This window comes from Pseudopedobacter sp., from assembly GCF_040392825.1.
Taxonomy (GTDB): Bacteria; Bacteroidota; Bacteroidia; order Sphingobacteriales; family Sphingobacteriaceae; genus Pseudopedobacter.
In genome coordinates, this window is record NZ_JBEBVH010000301.1 from 1 (window position 1) to 4,409 (window position 4,409).

A 4,409-nucleotide genomic window follows, 5' to 3' on the forward strand; every position below is an offset into this window, starting at 1 on the left:
TCCCGCCTGAATAATTAAATCTTCCAGGCTGGTATTTTCAGCATAATTAAAAGTTCCCGGATTACGAATCTCCCCTTCTATGGTTATGGAATATTCTTCCCTTAAATCAAAAATGGATGATATATAAAGCACATCCTCTCTTTTTAATGCAATATCTGCATCTATACCGTTTAAAATGTTTTCTAAGATGAGAGATATAATTTCCGTATCGTTTTGCGGAGTTAATCTGGTGATATAAGCTCTGGTTTTAAAAGCATCTTCTTTTAAACCTTCTGCTTTTTGAACTAACTGTTTTACAGTTAGCCCCGGAGTTAATTCATATTGACCTGGTCTGAACACCGCTCCCTCTATACTAACTCTATTTTCGAAACGATCCAAAATTTCGTTTACGAAAAACTTATCACCAGATTGGGGCTGATAGGTAGCAAAGGCATCAGCAACAACATCGGATATCTTTCTCTCTGTGGCTGTATTTTTTAACACTTTAATTCGAGCCTGATATGCTCTTTCCGTGAAACCTCCTGAAAAACTCAAAAGATCCTGCAAATTTTCGCCCGCTTTCATTTCAAAAATAGCCGGTCTTTTCACTTCTCCAACGATCTCAACCCTGTTGAGATAAGTAGGAATTCTCACAATATCCTGATCTTGTAACCGGATATTATTTTTCAGATCGCCTTTCAGCAAAAAATCGTAAACATCTAAAGTCGCTACTTTTCTACCATTTCTGATAATTTCAATAGCCCTGAATGAGCCATTTTCTGTTGGACCACCAGAGGAATATAATGCGTTAAAAACAGTAGCTAAAGACGGTAAAGTGTAGGTACCTGGTTTAGCCACTTCTCCTGTGAGGATAACTTTAATACTCCTGATGTCCCCGATGGCAACGCTCAATTTAGTATTTCCGGTTTTTAAACCGCTATAAATAGGAGAAAGCTTAGATTTAATTCTTGAAGTTGCCGCTTCTACCGTTAAACCTGATACTGGTACAATACCTGCATAAGGTATATTAACGTTTCCTTCCGGGCTTACTTCTAACTGATAACTTACTTCTGAATACCCGTAAATATCGATCAGGATTTGATCACCTGTACCAATAACATAATTTAAAGGTGTTGCCAGTCTTAGATTGGGTTCGAAAGTAGTAGCAGAATTAGCAAAAAGTTCTTTGCCAAAAATTTTCGAACGTAAAGAGGCTAAAGCAATTTCTGCTTCTGATTCAGTTTTCTTACCATCTGAGCTACTTAGAGAATCCGTCTCACCTTCAAAAGAACGACTACGACTCCCATCTTTACTCTTTAAGGTAGCTTGTCTATTTGTTGCAGATCCAGTAGCTGCTCCACCACCTTGAGTTTTAATCTTCTCTACCCTTTGTCTTAACTTTTGAATCTCCGAAGAAGACATCCCTCTAGCCATAGCAACTTGCTCTAACTGGGCTTCGGACATTCCTGAAGATTCAACCTGCTTTACAAACTGACGTATCTGATCGTCACTTAATTCATCAACACGAATATTACTGAAATTTTGCTGATTGATATTTTGAGCAACACTACTCAATCCTGGCACCACCAATGCTGTAGCCAATAAACAACCAAACAGTACCTTCTTTATATTCATTTATTTATTGTTTAATTTATCTATGCTTTCTACACTTTCTCAATCCTTCTAACTACCTCTTGATTCCTATTCAAAGTAATTCATTGTCTGATAGCCCCCTTTTTTCAGGTATTGATCTTTTTTCATCAAATGTAAATCAGAATGAATCATATCTTTCACCAATGCAGGTAAATCATATTTCAATTCCCAACCCAATTTTGTTTTAGCCTTTGTTGGATCTCCTAATAACAATTCCACTTCTGTTGGCCTAAAATATTTTGGATCTACCTTTACAATAGTCTGGCCAATTTTCAATGAATCTGCATCCAGACCCAAGCTTAACGCTTTCTCTGTATCTACATCAATGATAACACCTTTTTCGTATTCATCTTTTCCGCTAAACTCAACTTCTATGCCCAGCTCAGCAAAAGTCATTTTCACAAAATCTCTTACAGTTGTAGTTATTCCCGTTGCAATAACGAAATCTTCTGGCTTTTCCTGCTGAAGAATTAACCACATAGCTTCCACATAATCTTTAGCGTGCCCCCAATCTCTTTGCGCAGAAAGATTTCCCAAATACAAACAATTCTGAAGCCCTAAAGCAATTTTAGCAGCTGCCCGGGTAATTTTTCTGGTTACAAAAGTTTCTCCTCTAATTGGGCTTTCATGGTTAAACAGAATTCCGTTACAAGCATACATACCATATGCTTCCCGATAATTTACCGTAATCCAATAAGCATACATTTTAGCTACCGCATAAGGAGAGCGTGGATAGAAAGGTGTTGTCTCAGACTGCGGAACGGCCTGAACCAATCCATACAGCTCAGAAGTAGATGCCTGATATACACGTGTTTTCTTTGTTAAACCTAATAATCTGACAGCTTCTAAAATACGCAGCGTTCCAATACCATCCGCATTGGCTGTATATTCCGGCGTATCGAAACTTACTTTGACATGACTCATTGCAGCCAAATTGTAAATTTCGTCTGGTTGGATTTCCTGTATTAATCGAATTAAATTTGTAGAATCTGTCAGGTCTCCAAAATGCATTTTAAATTTAACACCTTCTTCATGCGGATCCTGATATAGATGATCTATTCTGTCTGTATTAAATAAGGATGATCTTCTCTTCAGACCATGAACTTCATAGCCCTTTTTCAACAAGAATTCCGCTAAATAAGCTCCATCCTGCCCTGTAATACCTGTAATTAACGCTACTTTCATTTTTATTTTTATGTCGCTTTAGGGTAATATTGGAATATTGGATGACTGGAATGTTGGACGGGCTGTTATAGCCCCTTTCCATTTTTCCATCATTTCACTATTCCAATCCAACTTCAATCCCCTATTTTATAAAACTATCACTCCAATCGCCTTCTTTCATTTTTTGTTGCAATGATTTTATTAATTGAATCAAAGCGTTCTCTGTATTATAATGTAATGAGTCTAATTGCTCATAGTCATCTTCTGTTATTTGTCTTGCTCGAAAAAAGCTTGTAATAGAAGAATGAAATTCTCCACAAGAAGCCAATGCTATGTTCAAAAACTGAAGATATTCTTTAATGCTTCTTCTGCAATAGCCCTCCGATATATTTCGGCTGATACTGTGGGCACTATCAATACAATTACCTACCGTTTTTTTCAATTCGAAAGGAAAATTAAGAAACAATTTACAGGAAAGCACATATAAATCAACCGCGTCATTCCAGACACGTGGTTGTTTATATCCCCTACTGATGTTCTTCCTTTCCATTCTTTAAAACTATTTTAGTAGCCCATCACTCCAGTTCCCCTCTTATCATTCCATCATTCCAACTTCTTTCCTACAATATCTTCTTATCTGCAATATCCAATAAATATTTACCATAACCACTCTTTAACAATGGCTCTGCTATTTTTCTTAATTGCTGTTCGTCTATAAACTTCATACGGAATGCTATTTCTTCAATGCACCCTATTTTTAAAGACTGCCTTTCTTCAATGACCTGAACAAATTGCCCTGCCTGCATAAGTGAGTCAAATGTTCCGGTATCTAACCAAGCCGTACCTCTGCTCAATACTCCGACTTTCAATCTACCTCTTTCCAGATAAACTTTATTGACATCTGTAATTTCCAGTTCTCCTCTCGGAGATGGTTTTATGTTTTTGGCTATTTCAACAACTTCGTTATCATAAAAATATAAACCCGGGACTGCATAATTCGATTTTGGTTGTCTCGGCTTTTCCTCTATTGAAACCACATTTTTATTTTCATCAAACTCTACAACTCCATATCGTTCCGGATCGTGAACAGGATATGCATACACAACTCCTCCCTCTACATTTACATTCGATTGTAAAAGTTTAGCTATACCATCACCATAGAAAATATTATCGCCTAATATCAGAGCTACTTTTTCATCTCCGATAAACTCTTCCCCGATAATAAAAGCCTGAGCAAGACCATCCGGAGAGGGTTGAACAGCATAACTAAAATTACAACCTAAATTTTTACCGTCTCCCAATAACTTCTGAAAGCCTGGCAAATCATGTGGAGTAGAAATAATCAAGATATCCCTAATACCTGCTAACATTAAAGTAGATAGCGGATAGTAGATCATCGGCTTATCATAAACCGGCATCATTTGCTTGCTAATAGCTAATGTCAGAGGATGTAACCTTGTTCCTGATCCTCCGGCGAGTATAATTCCTTTCAAATTGGCAGAGTTCTAATTAAGCTTGCAAATTTATAAACTTCCAGTTATAATTCGTTGTTATTTATTTTTTCGTTAAGCTCCTTATACCAATCCCCTCCATATTTTCTGATTAGGGGCTCT

General features: G+C 37.0%; 4 protein-coding genes. All 4 read right to left on the bottom strand.

The genetic code is table 11. The annotated features are described in order from the left end of the window. A partial coding sequence (locus ABWO41_RS15820; protein WP_353140126.1) for an SLBB domain-containing protein occupies positions 1-1,614 on the bottom strand: 1,614 nt, incomplete at its 3' end. A gap of 66 nt (positions 1,615-1,680) precedes the next feature. Then, positions 1,681-2,817 (bottom strand): GDP-mannose 4,6-dehydratase, encoded by a 1,137-nt coding sequence (gene gmd, locus ABWO41_RS15825; RefSeq protein WP_353140128.1) that lies wholly within the window; start codon positions 2,815-2,817, stop codon positions 1,681-1,683. Positions 2,818-2,938: 121 nt separating this feature from the next. Then, on the bottom strand, positions 2,939-3,346 hold the full coding sequence (locus tag ABWO41_RS15830) for a four helix bundle protein (protein WP_353140130.1): 408 nt from the start codon (positions 3,344-3,346) through the stop codon (positions 2,939-2,941). 70 nt (positions 3,347-3,416) lie between these two features. Continuing rightward, positions 3,417-4,289 (bottom strand): glucose-1-phosphate thymidylyltransferase RfbA, encoded by an 873-nt coding sequence (gene rfbA / locus ABWO41_RS15835; RefSeq protein WP_353140132.1) that lies wholly within the window; start codon positions 4,287-4,289, stop codon positions 3,417-3,419. Positions 4,290-4,409 lie beyond the last annotated feature (120 nt).

Excerpts from the sequence above, each read along its gene's own strand:
- gmd (WP_353140128.1), bottom strand. The coding sequence starts at position 2,817 with ATGAAAGTAGCGTTAATTACAGGTATTACAGGGCAGGATGGAGCTTAT.
- ABWO41_RS15830 (WP_353140130.1), bottom strand. The coding sequence starts at position 3,346 with ATGGAAAGGAAGAACATCAGTAGGGGATATAAACAACCACGTGTCTGG.